Consider the following 19,186-nt stretch of genomic DNA (forward strand, 5'->3'; position numbering starts at 1 on the left):
AAGGTAAAACCCATGAAACTCAGCAAGACACTGGCGCTTTTCAGCGCGCTTCTCCTTGGAGCGACGAGCCTCGCCACGCTTCCCTCGCTTGCGGCCGAGCACGACGGCGAACAGCTCTATCCGCTGTTCTCGTACCGCACCGGCCCCTACGCGCCGTCCGGCATTCCGCAATGGGGCGGGATTCGAGATTATTTCAATTATATCAACGAAGTGAAAGGCGGCGTCGACGGCGTGAAGATATTCGTCCAGGAATGCGAGACCGCCTATACGGTCGAACGCGCCTTCGAGTGCTATGAGCGGTTCAAGAATGGATACGCCGGCGCCCCAGTGGCGGCTCTGTTTACGACCTCAAGCGGTTTCGACGCGGCGGTGTCGGAAAAAGCGCGCGCCGATAAACTGCCGGTCGTTTCTGTCGCTGGCGGACGCGAGGATGCGGTCGACGGCAATGTCTTCCCGTACCAGTTTCCGCTGCTGTTCGACTACTGGACCGAATCGTCAATCGTCATCGACTATATCGCCAAGCAGGTTGGCGGCTATGACAAGCTGAAGGGTCTGAAGATCGCCACCGTCTACCATGATTCCGGCTATGGCCGCGACACGATTGAACCGCTCGCGATTCTGTCCAAGAAATATGGCTTCGAAGATATCCAGATTCCGGTTCCCCATCCCGGCGAGCAGCAGCAGGCGCAATGGCAGCAGATCAAGGAGGCTGGCGCCGATTGGGTGTTTTTCCGCGCCTGGGGCGTCATGACGCCGGTGGGGATCAAGACGGCGGCGCGGGTCGGCTTTCCCGCTGACCATATCATCGGCGATATCTGGAGCGGCTCTGAAGAGGACGTGAAGCCGGCGGGCGCGGCCGCGACGAATTATCTGGCCGTTTCGGTCTATTCGCCAGGCGTCGATTTCAAGATCAGCCAGGAGTTGAAGAAAGATATCATTGATCCAGGCAAGAGCGATCTCAAGGATACGTCGAAGTTCGGCTCAGTCTATTACAACGCCGGTCTGGTCACGGCCATCATCTATGTCGAGACCCTGCGCACCGGGCATAAGAAGTTTGGCAATCGTCCGTTGACGCCAGCCGAGGGCGAATGGGCGCTCGAACACCTCGACATCACCGCGCAGCGGATTGAGGAGATCGGCGCGACGGGCCTGCTCAGCCCACTCAAGGTGACGGCCGCCGATCACGAAGGCAGTCCAGCCGCCAAGATCCAGCAGTGGGATGGCAAGGCTTGGCATCCGCTAACCGATTGGCTCAACGGCGATCGCGCATTGTTCCATGACGCCATCTTCGCCAAGGCGGCCGCCTACGCCAAAGAGAAGAACTTGCCGCCGCGCGACGCGACCAACTAATCTCGTCGAACAGGAGATTGCCATGAACGCCCCGGTGCAGAGCTTTCTGGAAGTGCAGTCGATCGACGCCTTGTATGGCGAAGCGATTCTGGCGCTGCGTGGGGTGTCGCTCTCCGTTTCCGAGGGTTCGATCGTGGTCTTGCTTGGCGCCAATGGCGCCGGCAAGACTACGACGCTCAAGGCAATCTCCAATCTGCTTAGCGCTTCGCGCGGCGCCGTAAGCGGCGGCGCCATCACATGGAGAGGACGATCGACGCGTCGGCTTGATCCCACGGAACTCGTCGCCCAAGGGATCGTGCAAGTTCTTGAAGGACGTCACTGCTTTCCGCAGCTCACGGTCGAGGAGAACCTGCTTTCAGGAGGCTTTGTCCGCCGCCCCAGTCGAAAGGAACTCCAGGCGGACCTTGAACGGGTATATGCGTGGTTTCCGCGGCTCAAGGACCGACGACGCTCTCGGGCCGGACTTTTGTCGGGCGGCGAACAGCAGATGGCGGCGATCGGCCGCGCGTTGATGACGCGCCCGACGCTCGTCTTGCTCGACGAGCCGTCGATGGGGCTAGCCCCCATGATCGTTGAGGAGATTTTCGAGATCATTAGCCGCCTCAATCAAGACAGCGGCGTCAGTTTCCTGCTGGCCGAGCAGAACGCGAACCTGGTGCTGCGTTACGCCCACTATGGCTATATTCTCGAAAACGGCCGTGTGGCGGCTTCAGGGACCGCCGCTGAGCTGGCGGCCCGTAGCGATTTTTCCGACTTTTATCTCGGCGGCGCGGGCGCGACCGACGGTCTTCATCCGACCGCCCCGAATTGACGGGGCCCTTCTCAAACTAGAGTTCACAATGACCGAGCAGAGCGGAGTTTGGGGCGCAGGCCCGACTCGAGATTATGAAAAGCTGGCGGCGCGCTTCCGACCTGTGTTTCGACGCATTCGCGACGGCGCTGTCCAGCGCGAGATTGACCGTACATTGCCGTTCGAGCAGATTCGCTGGCTCAAAGAAGCTGGTTTCGGCGCCGTACGAGTCCCGCGGGATCATGGCGGCTCGGGGACGACCTTACCTGAATTGTTCGCATTGCTGACGGAGCTCGCGGAAGCGGATTCCAATATAGCGCAGGCCCTGCGCGCCCATTTCGCCTATGTGGAAGACGTATTGAATTCCAAAGATGACGCGAGGCGCGATCGTTGGTTCAAGCGCTTCAGGAAGGGCGACATTGTCGGCAGCGCATGGACGGAGGTCGGCGAGGCGAAGATGGCGGCTTTCTCAACGCTCGTGAGCGCGAAAAGCGGTCGACTGGTCCTCAATGGGGCCAAATATTATACGACGGGCTCTATCTTCGCCGACTGGGTTGACGTCGGGGCGGTGAACGACGCCAATGAGACGGTTTCCGTAGTTGTCTCGGCAACCGCGCCAGGCGTCGACATTATCGACGATTGGGACGGCTTCGGCCAAAGACTCACGGGAAGCGGTACGGCGACTTTCACGGACGTTCCGGTCGAACCCGAACAGGTCGTGGCTGGCGAAGAACGGTTCGGCTATTCCGCAGCCTTCGTTCAGCAGGTGCATCTTGCGACATTGGTCGGTATCGCCCGCGCGGCGTCCGCCGATGCGGCCAAGGCTGTAGCCGAACGGCGACGAACTTATTCGCATGCGGCCGCCACTCGCTCGAGCGAGGACCCGCAAGTGCTACAAGTCATCGGCCACGTCCACAGTCTATCCTATGCCGCCGGCGCCGTCGCGCTCAAGGCGGCTGAAGCGCTACAACGAAGTTTCGATCATGGGGGCGCCGGCGACGCGGCGGACGCGGCTAACGTCGCGGCGGAGATCGAGATTGCGCAGGCCCAAACGGTCGTGTCCGCTTTGACGCTCGAAGCGACCGCGGCATTGTTCGACGCGCTTGGCGCATCAGCCACCAGCCGATCGAAAAGCTTCGATCGCTATTGGCGCAACGCCCGCACGATCGCGTCGCACAATCCGCGGATCTACAAGGATCGGATTGTTGGCGATTATGTCGTGAATGGAACGCCGCCGCCCTTCCAGTGGCGGATCGGCCAAGCGTAGCCGGTCGCCTCATTCGCGACACTTATATCTTCTGGCGACTCGGATCTGTAGTCGTGCCGCTCCAGCGTCGCGCGCTGCGTTCCATTTGACGGAGGCCGAGCGCATGCCCTTTTGCTCGGCCCATCTCCGTGGGATGATATAGCGACATCGGCTTGCCGAGAACCGAGGAGCGGACCATTTTCGCGATTCGCATAAAATTATGTACGGAACGGAACTCTGCAGACCCGTAGCCGGGCAGCCCTTGCTACCGAGTCCCGACTTTGCCCCTCGCGGTCGAACCCGACAGGATTGTACTCGACCCCAAAGCGGCGGTGTAGGTCCGAAGACGTCGCTGCGCCGAAGACCATTGGCGGCGTACGCACATATAGGGCACACAAAACTTTGGGCGCCCGCTGATCTGAGAATGCATTTTTCACAGACGACGAGATACAGCGCCCGGTCGACGAAGGCTTGGCCGCGGCCCCTTATCGCACCCGTTTGGTTTCTCGACGCGCCTCTCAGTGTTTGAGAACCCGCGACAGGAAGAGCTTCGTCCGCTCCTCGCGGGGGGCGTCGAAAATTTCGGCGGCGGTTCCGACCTCCAGGATTCGCCCCTGATCGATGTAGACGACGCGATCGGCGACCTCCCGTGCAAAACCCATCTCGTGGGTTACGATGACCATCGTCATCCCCTCCCGCGCCAAGCCCCGCATGACTTCAAGAACTTCGCCGACCATCTCCGGGTCCAAGGCGGACGTCGGCTCGTCGAACAGCATGACCCGAGGCTCCATCGCTAGGGAGCGCGCGATCGCGACGCGTTGCTGCTGACCTCCGGAGAGCTGCGAGGGATATTTTTGAATGTGGTCGACGAGGCCGACGCGCTCTAGGAGGCGCCGCGCGGTTGTCTCGGCCTTGGCCTGATCCCACTTGCGCACCTTTATCGGCGCCAGGGTCACATTTTCCAGTACGGTCTTGTGCGGGAACAGATTGAACTGCTGAAAGACCATCCCGACTTCGCGCCGGATATCCTGCAACGCCCCCGAAGCCTGCCGCCGACCTTTGGCGGCAGGCAGCAACGTGAGGCCATCGACCTCGATCGCGCCGGAGTCCAATTGTTCGAGCCCGTTGATGCAGCGGATCAGCGTCGACTTGCCCGAACCGCTTGCCCCGATGATGACGACCACCTCGCCCTTAGCGATCGACAGGTTGACGTCATGAAGCACTTGAAAAGCGTCGAAAGCCTTGTTGAGGCCCGTCATCTCGATGATGTTGGCCATACCGCCGACCTCCATTCTCTCCGCCTGTCCACGCCGAAGATGATCCAGGAAGGGGTTTGAACCAGGCACTCTGGCGCAGAATGCTGGCCCGGCTTCATCGGCGCTGTCCGGAACGATTGAAGTAGCGCTCCAGCCATCGCACGCCCGCGCTGGCCGGAACGCTGATCGCTACGTAAATGACAAAAATGATGGAGTAGATCTCGGTGTAGCGGAATGTGTCGGAGGCAATGAGCTGGCCCTGAAACATCAACTCGGCGATCGAAATCGTCGAGACCAGCGCAGTATCCTTGAAGAGCGAGATGAAGTAGTTCCCGGTCGGGGGAATGACGATGCGCCAGGCCTGCGGCAGAATGATGTGGCGCATCGTTTGCGAAGGCGACATGCCAAGCGACTCCGACGCTTCGCGCTGACCGGACCCGACGGCAGCGATGCCGGCCCGGAACACCTCGCTCAAATAGGCCGCGTAATTGACCCCGAGGCCCAGCAGCCCCGCCTGGATTGGGGTCAGGCGCAACCCCAGCGCCGGAAGCACGTAGTAGATGTAGAACAGTTGCAGCAGCAGCGGCGAGCCGCGGATCAACTCGACGAAAGCGATGACCGGGGTTCTGATCCACGCATTGAGGCTGATCCGCCCCAACGCAAGCGCGAGGCCAAGCGCCAGCGCGATCGCCATGCTGCCGAACGTCATGCCGACAGTCAAACGTATGCCGGTGAGGAGCTCAGGCGACCAGGCTTTCAGGTCGGCAAACATCCTGTCGTCCCTTCATGGCCGCAACATCCGCTGTTGCGCGTCCGCGCACGATCACCGGCTGAGGAAGAAGTCCGTGGGCGTCAGGCCCCATTTGGAAAAGATGGCGGCCGCCGATCCATCCGCCAGCATTGCAGCATAGGCCGCATTGAACTGTTGTAGAAAGGCGTCGTTGCCTTTGGCCACGCCGACCGCGCTTCCCGCATGCGCCCTGTCGGCGGGTTGGTAATCAGCGACGATCTCGAAGTTGAGCGCCGGATTCTGCCTGAGCGCATAGGCGGAGAGGCTGCTGGCGGCCACAGCCGCGTCAAGACGCCCTGCGGATAGATCCGCCAAGACATTGTCGAGGGTCGGATACTGGCGAATTTCGATGGACTTGCCGCTTGGGCAGTTAGCGCTCGCCGCGCGCAGCAAGCCGACGTAGGTCGTGCCTTCGTAGCTGCCGGCGGTTCGGCCGCAGAGATCAGCCAGATTGCGCAGCTTTGCGGGATTGCCCTTGGCGACGTCCAACGCCTCCGGATTGTAGAAGACGATGTCGGTGAAATCGATGACTTGCTTGCGCTGGGGCGTCGCGTACATGGAATCGCCGATCATGGCGATCCGCTCGCTCGCCAGAGCGGGAATGAGGCTGCTGAACGGCATCGCCACGGGATGGATATCCGCCCTGACGCCCATGCGCGCGAATACCGCCCGCAGGATGTCCGGGAAAATGCCGATGGCGGCGCCATCCCGGCTGTCGATCGAGGACAGCGGCGCGTCGTTCGCTGTGCCGATCGTAATTTCGTGGCCGCCGCCGCGCAGGGACGACAGCAAATCGGCGGCCTGAAGAACCCCTGACGACGTCAACGGAACGATTACCGACAGGATCGACGCTCCGAGCGTCTTCGATAGACGATTCATGTTGACGACCGGTCCTTGGCTGTGCGGCTCAGGGGGCGAGGAAGAAGGCCGTCGGGGTCAGGCCCCATTTGGTGAAAAGCTTGGCTGCGGAACCATCAGCCAGCATGGCGGAATAGGTTTCGTTGAAGGATTTGAGAAAGTCCTCGCTGCCCTTGGCGACGCCGAAGGCGCAGCCTGAACCCTGTTTATCCTCAGGCTTGTAGTCCGCCACCAGTTCGAAGCTGAGGGACAAATTCTCCTTCAACGCATAGGCGGACAGCGTGCTGTCCACTACGGCGGCGTCGAGCCTGCCGGCGGAAAGATCTGCAAAGACGTTCTGGATTGTCGGGTACTGGCGCACGTCGATGGTCTTGCCCGCGGGGCATGCGGCGCTCGCCTTGCGCAGCATGTCGATATAGGTCGTTCCCTCGTAGGTGCCGGCGATCTTGCCGCACAGATCGGCGAGGCTGTGCAGCTTGCCAGGATTGCCCTTCGCGACGTCGAGCGACTCGGGATTGTAGAAGCTGATTTCAGTGAAATCGATAATCTGCTTGCGCGCCGCCGTCGCATACATCGCGTCGCCGATCATATCGATGCGCCCGCTCGTCAGCGCCGGAATGAGGCTGCTGAACGGCATGGCGACAACGCGAACCTCGGTCTTCACGCCCATTTTCGCGAGCGCGGCCCGCAGGACGTCAGGAAGCACGCCGGTGGCGGAATTGTCTTTGGAATCTATGAAGGAGAGAGGCGCGTCGTTGGAGGTGCCTATCGTGATCTCATGCTTGCTACGGGCGGTGGAGAGGAGATCGTCCGCCAGCGCTCCTTGCCATGCAACAAGCGAGAGCATGGCGGAGAGCGCGGCAAGCAAGGTCGTCTTACATTTTCTGGCCATTTTGACTCCTATCAACCGGGTGGGGGAAGCCTCAGCATAGGCGGCGCGCGCCGCGAACCATTCGTCTTCAAGCTGAAAGATTTCGGTACGGGCGATCCTCCTTTGCGGCTTCAGCCTTCGATCACGTAATGCGCATCCCGAGGCGTCTTGTCCGGCCCGTTGATCACGGTCATGTCCTGCGGACAGGCCGAGATCACGACGATGAGATCCATCCCAGCTTTGAGCCGGACATAGTCGCCAGGTTTGGTTGCTGGCGGCAGGCGGCTGATCGTGCGGTCGGCATTGACCGGGATGTTCATGAAAACGTTGAGCGGGCCTGGCGTGAACGGAAATGACAGGCCGATCTCCGCCAGGCCCTCATGCAGGTTGTCCGAGCAGTTTCGGTGATATGTCTTGCAACCCGCCTCTTCGTATATCTGGCGATTGCACGCGCAGAGCAGCGTGTCGTGGATGCCGGGCGATGTGTCTTCGGTGACGCACAACATGGGGCGACGGCGGTCGGACACATAATGGTCGCCGACCCCCAAGACAATTTTGCTATTGCGGGAACGGGTGTGCTCCATCGACATGAATTCGGTCATGTCGGCAGCGTTGAACGCCCACATGTCAAACACCTGCGTTCCATGCTGGCTGAGGACCTTGATGACCTGCCCGTTGGAAAGGGGAATCGCCTTCCCCATCGTGGCCGGGACGACGCCCGGAACGGCTCTCGAAAGTGTGTCGATCATTATCGTCCTTCGGCTTGATGGGACTCTATTAGCGGGCGGGCGCTATGGACAAAAGCTTCAGTCGCCTCATTTGACGCCAGATATTGTATTCAAATGGCATAGTGAGACAAGATGAACTTCTAGGCGCACCGTGCCCCTTTAATAAGCACGGCCGCGAACGTGCATTGGGGTTCCGCGACAGAACCATGACACGCGACGATGAGCGGCGCGGCGTCGCTGTTGGCGGCGGCAAAGAGGCTCTCACCTCTGACGCCCTAAATCCAGACTCTGTTTCCTGTGCCGCATCGCATTGGCCAGATGCGTGCGCATCAGGGCTGACGCCTCCTGGAGTTCGTTCGCGACGACCGCTTCCAGAATGTCCAGATGTTCCTTCAGCCAGACCAGCATGCGGCCCTCGTCCGGCGCGTCGCGGTATTCAAGGATTTGGCGCATTCGATTGTGCTGCGCCACGCCCGAATGGAAGAAGGGGTTGCCGCCGCAGGTAGCGATCGCTTCGTGGAAGGCGGCGTCGACCCTGAAGGCGATCCGCCCGGTGCGCTCCGGCGTGGCGAGCGTGAGAAGGCGAATATGCTCGTCGCGGCAAGCCCGGATCAGGTCGCGCTTGACCCTGAAGGTCGGCAGCAGCAGGATTCTCGGCTCGGTCGCTAATCGGTATTCATAGCTCGCCAGGCTGGCTTCGTTGGTGAGGAGAAAAGGATTGAAACGCCATTTTCCATCCTCGTCCGAGAAAATCACCTTTTCGTCGCAGAGCGCGTTGAGAACGCGTCGCACCATGCGCGCGCTCATCCCGTAGCGGGAGATCACGTCTCTTTCCGAGAAGGGTCGCGGCAGAACGCCCTGGAGGTGATCCAGCGCGACGCGCTCGAACAATGCGTCTTCGTCGAAAGACGGAAAGTCGAGACTCGCCGCGAACAGGGTTCGGGCCGGGCGGGCGAGGAAATAGCCGCGATGCGCGACCTTGGCGACAATGCCTTCGGCGTGCAGATCGGTCAGCGCTTTTCGGATGGGCGTTCGCGAGACGTTCAAGGCGTCGGCCAAGCCCTGCTCGGTCAGATGGGCGCCCTCTGGCGTGTCCTCGGCGACGAGGTGGCTGAGAAGCCGACGAATCAGCGGGGAGCCGCCGCCGTCCGGAGCGGCCGTCGCGCTCGCCTCGCCCCGCGATTGCTTCGGCGCTTCTTCGTCATCGCGGCTGGACCGTTTGGGCATCGTATTTTTTTCGCAGGGAAACATTGTTCTGACGCGGCGCCTATTGTATCAATTTTTTAAATTGATACAAATTCTCGGTTCGCTGCGACGCCGTATTGGCCATAGGCCGCGCCGAGTCTTTGACACCCTGCCGTTCCGGATGACCCGATGTCGCCTGCGCCCCATCTCATTCTGTCGCAAGAGGCCGTTGCGCCGGGGTTGGAATGCGTCTTCCCCGACGACGAACTCGCGGCGCGCATGGCGCGCTTGCGCGCCGCCATGCGCCAGCAGCGCTTCGACGGGTTGGTGCTGACGGGAGCGGAAAACATTTTCTGGCTGACGGGCCGCCAGACGCCGGGGCATTTCGCCTTCCAGGCGCTGTTCGCGCCCCTCGACGGCGAGCCCTTCATCATCGTGCGGCAATTGGAGGAAATGAATTGCCGCGCCAACACCCGTCTTGCCGATATTCGCACCTATGCCGACGATGAGGCGCCGGCGGATGTGCTTGTCGCGGCGATAACGGACCTCGGCTGGCGACATCGCCGCATCGCGACAGAGATGCGCGGCGCCGGCCTGACGCCGGCCGCTTTTGCGCGTCTGGCGGCTTGCGCGCCCGACTTGCACGATGCGAGCGCGCTTGTCGGCGCGTTGCGCGCCGTCAAATCGCGGCTGGAGATCGCCTTCATCGAACAGGCGGCGCGCTATGCGGACGCCGGGCTAGAAGCCGGTATTGGCGCGATCAGGGTCGGAGCGAGCGAGAACGCTGTCGCTGCGGCGATGATGCAAGGGGCCATCGCGGCCGGTTCTGAATATGTCGGGATGGAGCCCCTGGTTTCGTCGGGACCGCGCAGCGGCATGCCACATGCGACATGGCGCCGTCGTCGGCTGGCGGCAGGGGATGGGCTGTTCCTTGAACTCGCCGGCTGCCACAACCGTTATCACGCGGCCATCCTGAGGCCGGTCTGGCTTGGCTCGATGCCTGACGAGGCGCGTCATATGCTAGAGGCGGCGCAGGCAGGGCTTGCGGCGGCGCTCGATGCCCTACGTCCGGGTGCGACCTGTGCGGATGTCCACCGCGCGGCGGAATCGGCCATCGATCGGCATGGTTTTGCCACAGCCTATCGCAAGCGGACAGGATACAGCATGGGCGTCGCTTTCGCACCGGATTGGGGGGAGGGCGATGTGTTGAGCCTCTATCGGGGCGTCGAGCGTCCTATCGAGCCAGGCATGGTGTTCCACATCCCGACGACACTGAGGGCGTATGGTCGCTTCACCATTGGCGTCAGCGAAACGGCGGTGGTGACCCAAGACGGGCCCCGATGTCTGTCCCGCATTCCGCGCCGGCTGTTCGAGATGTCGTGACGGCGCGCCGCTGGAACAATGTCTCAGGCGAAAGCCGCGCTCATTTTCCCACATCAACTTCCCTCCAATTGCGATCGGAACCCTCCCATGCCCGCCCACAAGATCAGCGAAACGACGCGCGGCGTCTTCATCATCGCGCCAACGCCCTTCGACGAGAGCGGCGCGGTCGACGCCTACAGCACGGATACGCTCGTTGACTTCTTCCTTGCCAAGGGCGTCACGGGCATCACGATCCTTGGCGTGCTCGGCGAGGCGCCGAAGCTCTCGGCCATCGAGCGCAAGGACTTCATGACGCAGACGCTCCGACGCGTCGCCGGGCGAGTCCAGATCGTTGTCGGCGCCAGCGACGCCGGCACGGACAATCTCGTCCGGTTCGCCAGGGAGGCGATGGATCTCGGTGCCGCGGGCCTGATGATCGCCCCCGTCGCGGGCCTCAAGACCGACGATCACGTCTATGATTATTGGGCGGCTGTACTGGAGAAGCTCGGACCGAATATTCCCGTATGTTATCAGGACTATCCGCAGACGACGACCGTCGTCAGTTCGGTCTCCGTGCTCAATCGCTTGATCGACGCCTTCCCGAATTTCGTCATGCTGAAACATGAGGATTGCCCGGGCCTTGGCAAGATCACCAGCCTGCGCGACAGCGCCAGAGACGGCGCCCGTCGGCGCGTGAGCATCCTGGTCGGGAACGGCGGCCTCTATCTGCCGCAGGAATTGCGGCGTGGCGCAGACGGCGCCATGACCGGCTTCGCCTTTCCCGAGATGCTTGTCGAGGTTTGCGCAAAATTCTCCGCCGGCGCGGCCAAGGAGGCGGAAAATCTCTTCGACCTTTATCTTCCGGTGCTGCGCCATGAGCAGCAGCCGGGTTTCGGCCTGGCCATCCGCAAGGAAATCCTGCGGCGGCGGGGCGCCATAAAGTCCGCGAAAATCCGCCATCCCGGCCCGTCCCTGACGCCTGCCGATCATCGGGAGCTCGATGGGCTCCTTGTGCGCCTCAACAATCGTCTTGGAGCTTGACATGGATCTTGGTCTGCCCGGCAGAACCGCCCTCGTCTGGGCTCAAGCAGAGGTCTGGGGCCAGACGAGCTCGCCGAATTCGCCGATGTCGTCGCCTTCCTGGCGAGCGCATGCGCGAGCTACGTCACGGGCAGTGTGCTGCGCGTCGATGGAGGCATGATCCGCAGCATCTGATATTCTGAACAAACCGGCGCTCCGATATCGATCATCACGCGCTCGGATGCGAAGCGGGAGAAGCTGCCATGAAAGTCGATCTCAATTCCGACCTCGGCGAGAGTTTTGGTGCCTGGACCATGGGCGACGATGCTGCGATGCTGGACATCGTGACCTCGGCCAATGTCGCGTGCGGCTTCCATGCGGGCGATCCGATCGTGATGCATCGCACGATCGCAGCCGCGCGGGATCGCGGCGTCAGCGTCGGCGCGCATCCCGGCTTTCTCGATCTGTGGGGGTTCGGCCGGCGGCCGATCCAAGGGGAAAGTCCCTCCGATATCGAGAAGATCATCGTCTATCAGGTCGGCGCGGCGATCGCTGTCGCGGCGGCGGCGGGATGGCGCGTCACCCACGTCAAGACCCACGGTTCGATGGGTAATATGGCGATGGTCGATCCCGCTCTAGCCGACGCGATCGCCAAGGCCGTGCATACGGTGGATCGCGATCTGATCCTCGTCGTCATGCCGGCTCTGGAGCTGGAGAAGGCGGGAATGAAGCGCGACCTCGCGCTCGCGCGCGAGATCTATGCGGATCGCACCTATGACGATAACGGCAATCTGACGTCGAGGAAAAAAGAGGGCGCCGTCCTCCACGATCCGGCGGCGGCCGCCGCCCGCGTGCTGCGCATGATCGAAGAGCAGGCGGTTACGACGGTATCCGGGCGCAAATTGCCGGTCCGCATCGACAGCGTCTGCGTCCATGGCGACAAGCCGGAGGCTGTCGCCATGGCGCGTGCGGTTCGCGAGAGCCTCGAGGCCGCCGGCGTCGAACTGCGCCCCTTCGTCGAATTCGTGCGGTCCTAGGCGATGGGCGCGACCGGCACGGGCAAGCGACGACGGCTCCAGACATCCGGATTGACGAGATGCGCCGGCCGACGACCCTCGAGAATATCGGCGACTTGATCGCAAATGGCAATCGCCGTGGCCTGAAGCGCGGTCTCGGTCGTGCCGGCGACGTGAGGCGTGATTACGACCTGAGGGCTGGCCAAAAGGTTCTCATGCGTCTCCCCGCCTTCTTCGTGAGCCAGCACGTCGAGCCCAGCGCCAAAGAGCTGCTTCGATTGCAGCGCTGCGAGGAGGGCGTCCTCATCGATCAGTCCGCCGCGTCCCGTATTGATGAGGATCGCGCCGCGCTTCATGGCGGCCAGAGCGCCGCGTCCGATGATGTGCCGCGTCTGCGGCGTCAATGGTAGGTGCAGGGAGAGCACGTGGGCCTCGGCGAGAAGAACGGCGAGGTCTTCTGTGAAAACGACATCGGAGCGCGGCGCGGCATCGGCATGGCCTCGCCGCCACGCGAGGACCCGCATGCCGAGCCCCGCCGCCGCGATTTCCGCTGTGGCGCGGGCCGTATGTCCCCAGCCGGCAAGCCCGAGAGTTCGTCCGCGAAGCTGCATGAAGTCATTTTCAAACTTGAAGCGAAGGTCGCGAGCACGCCCGGCGGCGTCCGCCTGCGGAATCCGGCGCGCCACGGCCAGCATCAGGGCGATCGCATGCTCCGCCACGGAATGGGCGTTGGCGCCGGGCGTGTTGACGACGGGAATGCCGCAGGCCGACGCGGCGGCGAGGGCGATCGAATTGTGACCGCTGCCATGGCATCCGATGGCGGCCAGGCGCTGTCCGGCTTCCATCATCGGTCGATCGATCGTCGCGTTGCGCGTGATCAGCGCATCGACGCTCGCCGCGAGGGACAGCAGCGCGCCGTGACCAGGCGCTGGAGCGATCGCGTCGATGCCTCGTTGGCGCAACAGCTCGAGCCCCACGCCATGGATCGGCTGGAGGACGAGGCATCGACGCGTCATAAATATGGCCTCCGCTCCAGAATGGCGTTTCGTCAGCGCGGCGGGATTGTATTTTGTCGTGAAATATATTCAATCGCATCGCGCGCTTCGGGAACCGCCCCGTATGATGCAAGCCTTGCGGTCAAGAGACCGGGCGCGGCGGTTGCTGTCTCGAATCGCGCCAATCGGCCCACCTTTATTGAAGCGATCGTTCGGATAGGTCACGCCATGTCCCCAGCGCCGCATTCCGGCCTTCCTTCGGCGGCGTTATGCCGCATCCTGAATGCGGGCGACTGTGGCCTCGTCGTCGAGTTTGGGTCCGCGGTGGACGCCAGGCTAAACGGTCTTGTCGTCGCGCTCGACGCCAGGCTTCGCAGCGAGGCTTTGCCGGGCGTTGTCGAGACGGTGCCGACCTATCGCTCGCTTCTCGTTCTCTTCGATCCCATCGTGCTAGGCCGTCGCGAACTAATCGCCAAATTGGAGATGATGTCCGCCGATCTTCGGCCAGAAGACGATAGCCAAACGCGGCGCTGGTTCGTGCCCGTGACCTACGGGGAGGGTTTCGGCGAGGATCTCGATCACGTCGCGGCGCTGCATGGCCTGACGACTGATGAGGTGATCCGCCATCATTCGCAAGCCGAGTATCGGGTCTATATGATCGGTTTTGCGCCGGGCTTTGCCTATCTTGGCGGTTTGCCCGAGTTGCTCCACACGCCGCGGCGGATCGATCCGCGTCAGCGGACGCCCGCTGGCAGCATCTCGATCGGCGGCGTGCAAGCGGCGATCTCCTCGGTTGAAGGGCCAAGCGGCTGGCATTTGCTGGGGCGGACTCCTCTACGCACCTTCGATCTCGCTCGCGAGGACCCATTTCTGCTGAAGCCCGGGGATCGCGTGCGGTTTCAGCCGGTACCGCAGGCCGAGTTTCTTCGCCTGAAGGCGATGTCGGAAAGCGGTGCCGTCACAGCGGAATGGGAGGCGGCGTCTTGAACGCCGCCTTGCGGATCTCGGCGCCGGGCGGCGCGGCGACGATTCAGGACCTCGGTCGCCCCGGCTTTCAACGCTACGGCGTGCCGGAGGCCGGCGCGATGGATCGAGGAGCTCTCAGGATCGCGAATCTTCTGGTTGGCAATGACGAGACGGAGGCATGCATCGAATTTGCGGTCGTCGGAGGCGCCTATGAGATGGTCGGCGGTCCCGGCCGGCTCGCCGTCGCCGGCGACTTCACCGTGACGGTCGACGGGGTCAAGCTCGCAGCGTACCAATCTTACGACCTGCGCGAGGGGAGCCGCTTGTCTATCGGCCGCAGCGCATCCGGCGTCTATGGCTATCTCGCTGTTGACGGTGGCTTAGACATCGCCGCTGTGCTCGGCAGCCGTTCGACGCATGTGCGCTCGGGCATTGGCGGCGGCGTCTTGCAAGCGGGGATGAGGTTGCCTTTGCGGCAGCAGCGGGAGTCTTTTGCCGTCGCGCAAATATTGCCGCGAGCGTCATGGCCGCAATACGATGGCCCCATCCGCGTGGTCCTGGGTCCACAGGACGATTTCTTCACGCCAAAGGGCATCGCCGATTTCCTAGCTGGCGATTATCGCGTCTCGCTTCGGTCGGACCGGATGGGCTATCGCCTGGAGGGCCCGCCCATCGCGCGTGCCGGCGATTTCAACATTGTGTCCGACGGCATCGCGCTTGGCAGCATCCAGGTGCCGGGCACGGGCCTGCCGATCGTGCTTCTTGCCGATCGTCAATCGACGGGCGGTTACCCGAAGATCGCCACGGTCGTCTCCTGCGATATCCGACGCCTCGCCCAACGCCGGCCGCAGGATGTCGTTCGTTTCGCCGCCGTTTCGGCGGACGAGGCCGAAGAGATCGCGAAAGCCGATCAGGCGGCGTTTCATGGACTCTGCAGCCATATCCGAACGGCGATCGATACCGATCCTTATGATTCAGCGCGGCTCTTGCAGCTCAATCTCGTCGACGGCTTCATCGACGGCGAGGTTTGACGCGCCATGAGGCGCGGCGTCTGAGAGATGCGAAGCCGCGGCCACGCGTCGCGCTCACTGCTTCGCCTGCCTGTCGCCGAAAGTGGCGGCGAGCGTTCTGACCGCAAGGGCGAGATCGGCCTCCCGCATCGCCTCGTGTGGATTGTGGCTGCCGTTCCAGTTGCAAAGAAACAGCATGGCGGCGTCCCATCCCGCGGAGGCGAAGGCCGCGGCGTCATGGCCACCGCCTGACAGCATATGGCGCGGCGAGCGGCCGATGCGCGCGGCGCCCTCTGCGATGCGGGTGTTGAGGCCGGCGGATAGCGCGGCGGGCTTGCTGCGCGATTGCGCGCCGAGCGTGAAAATCACGCCGCGCCGGGCCTCGATGGCCGCGATCTCCTCCTTCAGGATGGAATCCATGCGGTCGAGGACCGCATCGTGGCCGGAGCGGATGTCGACGCAGAACGCTGCGTTTCCCGGCACCTTGGCGAAGGCATGCTCGGAGCTGGCCGCGTCGATCCGGCCGAAGGTGACGGCCAGATCGTCGCCTTTTGCCAGAATCGCCGCCCAGTGGCGGTCGAGCGCGGTCACGAGATCGGCGAGGGCAAAGACCGCGTCGGCGCGTTCCTCGCGCGGGGCGCCGCCGGAATGAGCCCAGACGCCGTCGACGCGCGCGTTGCGGTATCGGAGGCCGCCGCGAACGCCGGTGACGAGCGCGAAGGGCTCGGCCGCCTTGTGCAGGACCGGCCCTTGTTCGATGTGCATTTCGACGAAGGTCGCCGCCGCGAGCCCCGGCCCCTTCAGGACCGCATCGGGGTCGCCGCCTTCGCGCCGCATGTGCTCGGCCAGCGTCTCCCCGGTGTCGATGCGACGCGCTTCCAATTCGGGCGCCGTCAGGAGGCCGAGAGCCGCCCGCGAGCCGATATAGGAGACGGGAAACCAGACGCTTTCCTCGGCGCGGGTGACGGTCACGATCAGATCGACCGGCGGCGTCTCGCCGCTTTCGACGAAAGCCGCGGCCAGCGCCATCGCGCCCGCCACGCCATCATAGGCGCCGCCCATCGGCACCGTGTCGAGATGCGAACCGACGTAGAGCGGCGGCGCCGCGCGATCGCGGCCGGGCAAGCGGGCGAAGAGATTGGCCGCGGCGTCGTGCGTCACCGCCATGGCGAGCCTTTCGGCTTCCGCCGCGATGACCGCGTGGGCCTCGGTTTCGAGCGGGCTGTAGGACGGGCGCGTATAGCCAGGACCTGGAAGGCTCAGGGCGTTCACCCGCTCAATGATCCTGCCGATCGTCGCCTCGATCATGGCGCGCCTCCTTTTTTCCTGGTTTGCCGCGAGAGCGCCGACTGGCGCGAAGAGACTTTGGGAGACCGCCTTCCAGGCGAACGTTCAGGGATCCAGCGAAAGCGGCATGCGCCCGAGCCTTTCACAACCGACCGGCGTCACCAGGAAGGTCTCGCCGGGGGCGACATTTCGCGCCCCTTCGGTGACGACCATGTGCAGGAAGATGATCATGCCCGGCTCGACGACGGCCGGATTGTCGCGATAGACCATCGGCCAGTCCATCCAGTTCGGCGAGAAGGTCGTCCCGAGGCTGTAGCCGCAGGCGTTGAGCCGGTTGTTGGGGCCGCCGAGGCCGGCGGCGGCGAGCGCGCCCGTATAGGCTGCGAAGATGGCTCCGAAGGTGGCGCCGGGGCGGATGGTGCCGCTGCAGGCTGCGAGCGCGTCGAGCCCGATGGCGTAGAGTTCGCGAAGGCGCGCGTCGGGCGCCCCGACGCGGTATGTGCGCATCAGCGCCGAATGGTAGTGCCGGAACACGCCGGCGAATTCGATCGCGATGGTGTCGTCGGCCTCCAGACGACGGCGACCCGAGACGTAGCGACCGAGATTCTGCCCCGGTCCGGAGCCGATGATGAATTCGTTGCCGGCATAGTCGCCATCCTGCGCCAGCACGCTCGCCTGCAGGGCGGCCAGAATGTCGCCCTCCCAGGCCTTGGGCCGGATCAGCGGCAGCGCCGCCGCCAGAGCGGCGTCGGCGAGTTCGGCCGCCTTGCGCACATAGGGAATTTCCGCGGGCCGCTTCACCGCGCGCTGACGGGTCACGAGATCGGAGGCGTCCTCGAGTTCGCAGAATCGGTCGAGCGCCGTCGCGAGCTTCCGACCATTGGCCGCGGTAAGGCCATAGGCGTCCCATTCGACGCCAAGACGCTGGCCTCGCGCCTTGTACTCGTCAAGGATGGCCCGCAACTCGACCGCCGGACTCGCGTCCGGGCCGTCGACCCACATGCGCACGTCGTCGATCATCGAGGTATAGGCGGCCGTCCGCACGTCCACCGCGCGGGTCAGCAGCGTCAGCCGCCCATCTTGGGTAAGATAGAGGCACTGAAAGAACACGTAGCCGAAAGTGTCGTAGCCGGTCAGATAGTACATACTCTCCTGGCGAAACATCAGCAGGCCGGCGAGGTCGCGCTCCCGCAAGCGGCGGCAGGTCTCCGCGCGGCGTTCGGCTAATTCTTCGAGGGAGAAGTGAAGCGGCATGGGGCGGCCTTTGCGGATGATGCGGTCAGGGTCGGAGCGGTTCGAGGGGGACGCGACTTAGCGCCTCGCACCCCGTTTCGGTGACGATGACTGTATGGCCCATGCCGACGGCGCGGCGGCTGTCGATCGCGCCGAGCATGACATGGGGAAACAGCACCATGCCGGGCTCCATCACGAGCGGGTTGTCGGCATAGATCATCGGCGGCGCGTCCATCCAGGTCGGAGCGAACGTGGCGCCGAGAGAATAGCCGCAGGCGCCATAGCGGTCGCGGCCGTAGGGCGAGGCGTCGAGAACGCGGCGATGCATGGCGTCGATGGCGCCGAGCGGAACGCCCGCCCGGATGACCGCGGTCATGGCCAGCAGCGTGTCGCGGACGACGCTGAACATGCTTTGATGGTCGTGGGACAAAGGGCCGAGGATGACAGTCCGCTCGATGCAGCTCATATAGCGACGATGGCTGGCGCCGAACTCCACGAGCACTTGATCCTGTTCTTCGAGCCTATAGGCGCCGAGCACCCCACGGCCGTAGACGGCTCTGGGGCCATTGTTAACGATCGGCTGTTCGGAAGGGAGGTCGCCGCCGTGCGCCAACATGGCGGACAGGGCGGCGCCGGCAAGCTCGTTCGAGAGCCGGCCGGGCGCGGCGGCCGACCGCACTGCCTCCATGGCAAGGTCGGCGAGCCGCCCGGCTTGGCGGACGTGTTCGAGTTCGGTCGAGGATTTCACCAACCGCTGGGCGCGCACCACGTCGGAGGCCTCGTCCAGGACGCAGAAGCCGGCGAGTTCGCGCTCCACCGCGCGCCAGTTTCCCGCTGTCAGCCCAAAGGTTTGCAGCTCGATCCCGAGCCTGCCCCCCTTCAATCCCTTTTCCTCGAGAATAGCGCGCAACTCGGCTGCGGGATTGGCGTCCTCGGCGTTGTACCAGACCCGGATATCCTCAATGATCGATGTGTCGCGCGCTTGAGCGAGATCGGGACGGCGCGTCAGCAAGACGATCGGTCCCTCCGTTGGCAGCACGGCGCATTGAAAGAACACATAGCCTGACGTGTCGTAGCCGGTCAGATAGAACAAGCTTTCCTGCGCGAACAGCAGCAGAGCGTCGAGACCGCGGGCGCGAAGCGTCGCGCGCGTGCGAGCCAGTCGCTGTCGGTATTCGGAGACCGAAAAGGCGGCGAGCGGTGGGGAAGCCAAGTCAGGCACG

The 19,186-nt window shown here is 63.5% G+C and carries 18 protein-coding genes and 1 pseudogene; 9 read left to right on the top strand and 10 right to left on the bottom strand.

From position 1 onward, the window contains the following. The first annotated feature begins 12 nt into the window (after positions 1 to 12). Genes GSQ90_RS10000 through GSQ90_RS10010 form a run of 3 tightly spaced genes read left to right on the top strand, consistent with a single transcriptional unit; the run spans position 13 to position 3,407 of the window. Positions 13 to 1,350, top strand: a complete 1,338-nt coding sequence (locus GSQ90_RS10000; protein WP_158814685.1) for an ABC transporter substrate-binding protein — start codon at positions 13 to 15, stop codon at positions 1,348 to 1,350. Positions 1,351 to 1,372: 22 nt separating this feature from the next. Next, entirely contained in the window at positions 1,373 to 2,161 is a 789-nt protein-coding gene (locus GSQ90_RS10005) for an ABC transporter ATP-binding protein (protein WP_158814686.1), read from the top strand. Between the two features lie 28 nt (positions 2,162 to 2,189). Beyond that, on the top strand, positions 2,190 to 3,407 hold the full coding sequence (locus GSQ90_RS10010) for an acyl-CoA dehydrogenase family protein (RefSeq protein ID WP_158814687.1): 1,218 nt from the start codon (positions 2,190 to 2,192) through the stop codon (positions 3,405 to 3,407). 497 nt (positions 3,408 to 3,904) lie between these two features. On the opposite strand, the gene GSQ90_RS10015 is transcribed toward GSQ90_RS10010, so the two are convergent. From GSQ90_RS10015 to GSQ90_RS10040, 6 genes are all read right to left on the bottom strand, one after another. Continuing rightward, entirely contained in the window at positions 3,905 to 4,663 is a 759-nt protein-coding gene (locus tag GSQ90_RS10015; RefSeq protein WP_158814688.1) for an amino acid ABC transporter ATP-binding protein, read from the bottom strand. Between the two features lie 94 nt (positions 4,664 to 4,757). After that, entirely contained in the window at positions 4,758 to 5,414 is a 657-nt protein-coding gene (gene ehuD / locus GSQ90_RS10020) for an ectoine/hydroxyectoine ABC transporter permease subunit EhuD (RefSeq protein WP_158814689.1), read from the bottom strand. 51 nt (positions 5,415 to 5,465) lie between these two features. Further along, positions 5,466 to 6,311 (bottom strand): ABC transporter substrate-binding protein, encoded by an 846-nt coding sequence (locus tag GSQ90_RS10025; RefSeq protein WP_158814690.1) that lies wholly within the window; start codon positions 6,309 to 6,311, stop codon positions 5,466 to 5,468. 28 nt (positions 6,312 to 6,339) lie between these two features. Continuing rightward, positions 6,340 to 7,182, bottom strand: coding sequence for an ABC transporter substrate-binding protein (locus GSQ90_RS10030; protein WP_158814691.1), 843 nt, complete (start codon positions 7,180 to 7,182; stop codon positions 6,340 to 6,342). Between the two features lie 110 nt (positions 7,183 to 7,292). Beyond that, positions 7,293 to 7,910, bottom strand: coding sequence for a DUF1989 domain-containing protein (locus GSQ90_RS10035; RefSeq protein ID WP_158814692.1), 618 nt, complete (start codon positions 7,908 to 7,910; stop codon positions 7,293 to 7,295). A gap of 240 nt (positions 7,911 to 8,150) precedes the next feature. Next, on the bottom strand, positions 8,151 to 9,116 hold the full coding sequence (locus GSQ90_RS10040; protein WP_158814693.1) for a GntR family transcriptional regulator: 966 nt from the start codon (positions 9,114 to 9,116) through the stop codon (positions 8,151 to 8,153). Positions 9,117 to 9,263: 147 nt separating this feature from the next. On the opposite strand from GSQ90_RS10040, the gene GSQ90_RS10045 reads away from it, so the two are divergent. From GSQ90_RS10045 to GSQ90_RS10060, 4 genes and pseudogenes are all read left to right on the top strand, one after another. Then, entirely contained in the window at positions 9,264 to 10,457 is a 1,194-nt protein-coding gene (locus GSQ90_RS10045) for a Xaa-Pro peptidase family protein (RefSeq protein WP_158814694.1), read from the top strand. A gap of 87 nt (positions 10,458 to 10,544) precedes the next feature. Then, positions 10,545 to 11,477 carry a dihydrodipicolinate synthase family protein gene (locus tag GSQ90_RS10050; protein WP_158814695.1) on the top strand — a complete coding sequence of 311 codons (933 nt, stop codon included), beginning with the start codon at positions 10,545 to 10,547 and terminating at the stop codon, positions 11,475 to 11,477. A gap of 75 nt (positions 11,478 to 11,552) precedes the next feature. Next, positions 11,553 to 11,651 (top strand): annotated as a pseudogene (locus GSQ90_RS10055) (SDR family oxidoreductase); the annotation flags it as partial. 68 nt (positions 11,652 to 11,719) lie between these two features. Next, complete coding sequence (locus tag GSQ90_RS10060; protein ID WP_158814696.1) at positions 11,720 to 12,493, top strand: LamB/YcsF family protein; 774 nt, start codon at positions 11,720 to 11,722, stop codon at positions 12,491 to 12,493. Here GSQ90_RS10060 and GSQ90_RS10065 read toward each other — a convergent pair. Further along, on the bottom strand, positions 12,490 to 13,488 hold the full coding sequence (locus GSQ90_RS10065; protein WP_158814697.1) for an NAD(P)-dependent oxidoreductase: 999 nt from the start codon (positions 13,486 to 13,488) through the stop codon (positions 12,490 to 12,492). The two genes, GSQ90_RS10060 and GSQ90_RS10065, sit on opposite strands and share 4 nt — an antisense overlap. Positions 13,489 to 13,695: 207 nt before the next feature. Here GSQ90_RS10065 and pxpB point away from each other — a divergent pair, with 207 nt between their 5' ends. Together pxpB and GSQ90_RS10075 are read left to right on the top strand one after the other, a co-directional pair. Further along, positions 13,696 to 14,454, top strand: coding sequence for a 5-oxoprolinase subunit PxpB (gene pxpB / locus GSQ90_RS10070; protein WP_158814698.1), 759 nt, complete (start codon positions 13,696 to 13,698; stop codon positions 14,452 to 14,454). After that, the gene (locus GSQ90_RS10075; protein WP_158814699.1) at positions 14,451 to 15,464 is read left to right on the top strand and encodes a biotin-dependent carboxyltransferase family protein; all 1,014 of its coding nucleotides are present in this window, start codon (positions 14,451 to 14,453) and stop codon (positions 15,462 to 15,464) included. The genes pxpB and GSQ90_RS10075 overlap by 4 nt, the downstream gene beginning before the upstream one ends. A gap of 54 nt (positions 15,465 to 15,518) precedes the next feature. Here the strand turns inward: GSQ90_RS10075 and GSQ90_RS10080 are convergent, their stop codons facing one another. The 3 genes from GSQ90_RS10080 to GSQ90_RS10090 form a co-directional block, all read right to left on the bottom strand. Beyond that, complete coding sequence (locus GSQ90_RS10080) at positions 15,519 to 16,751, bottom strand: hydantoinase/carbamoylase family amidase (RefSeq protein WP_158814700.1); 1,233 nt, start codon at positions 16,749 to 16,751, stop codon at positions 15,519 to 15,521. Positions 16,752 to 16,835: 84 nt separating this feature from the next. Then, entirely contained in the window at positions 16,836 to 17,984 is a 1,149-nt protein-coding gene (locus GSQ90_RS10085; protein ID WP_158814701.1) for a Xaa-Pro peptidase family protein, read from the bottom strand. A gap of 25 nt (positions 17,985 to 18,009) precedes the next feature. Continuing rightward, positions 18,010 to 19,185 carry a Xaa-Pro peptidase family protein gene (locus GSQ90_RS10090; protein WP_158814702.1) on the bottom strand — a complete coding sequence of 392 codons (1,176 nt, stop codon included), beginning with the start codon at positions 19,183 to 19,185 and terminating at the stop codon, positions 18,010 to 18,012. Position 19,186 lies beyond the last annotated feature (1 nt).

It is taken from the genome of Methylocapsa sp. S129, assembly GCF_009765995.1.
Classification (GTDB): Bacteria; Pseudomonadota; Alphaproteobacteria; order Rhizobiales; family Beijerinckiaceae; genus Roseiarcus.